The 820-nt window shown below is 48.2% G+C and carries 1 protein-coding gene; it reads right to left on the reverse strand.

Going from position 1 to position 820, the window contains the following annotated elements:
• Positions 1–812, reverse strand: an 812-nt coding sequence (locus tag ACO0LG_RS29500) for an integrase core domain-containing protein (RefSeq protein WP_423032178.1), incomplete at its 3' end; no start/stop codon positions are given.
• Positions 813–820: the final 8 nt, after the last annotated feature.

Consider the following 820-nt stretch of genomic DNA (forward strand, 5'->3'; position numbering starts at 1 on the left):
TGCGGTACGATTTTGTACGGATCAATGCCCCGCCATGCTTCAGCAGGCGTCAAGCCATGCAAATGCTGATGCGGTCTTATCACGTTGTACCACGTCGCAAATTCCGCCAGCAGGTTATCCAGTGCCGAACCATCCTTAGGTACGATCAAATTCAACTTCTGCTTCAGTGTTAAAAAAAAACGCTCGATTCTTCCGTTCTGCCAAGGCTTGCCTGGCTGACTGAATTCATGACGGATTTCAAGATCGTTCATTCCTCTTTTAAACTCTGTACTACGAAACACAGCAGCATTGTCTGTACGAATCAATTTAGGCTTGCCGAACAGCTTGACCGTTGCTGTAAGCTGCTCAAGTATAGATTTCGAAGTCGCTGACTCAAGTCGCGTCAGTAGCAAATTCAAGCGCGTCCCATGATCCACCATACCCAGTATAAAATGCTGTACGCCGTTGGCATCGACCTTGCCAGTGCCATCCAGGCACCAGCGCAGGTTAGCAGGGCGATGTTCAGGAATGCTGTTGCGTGTCTTTGAACGGACGACTTCCATTTCGTAACGATACTTCTGCACCCAGGCGTAGACCGTGCTCAAGCTAACAGTCACCCCAGTATGCGCATACAAGCGGTTAAATTCATGCATCGTGACACGATAGCTCTTGCTCCCATTCGCGTAAATATCCAAAACAGTATCAATGACCCAAGCAGGTTTCCTGTTGCTGTTTGATCGTCGTGGTCTGGCACGATAAAAACGAGCGGCAGGGAAGAGCGTAGCATCATTTATTACAAAGCGTTTCAGCAGCTGGTTGATTAAGCTGCTCATCATCTTTA

The organism is Undibacterium sp. Ji42W, from assembly GCF_049340405.1.
GTDB lineage: Bacteria > Pseudomonadota > Gammaproteobacteria > Burkholderiales > Burkholderiaceae_D > Undibacterium.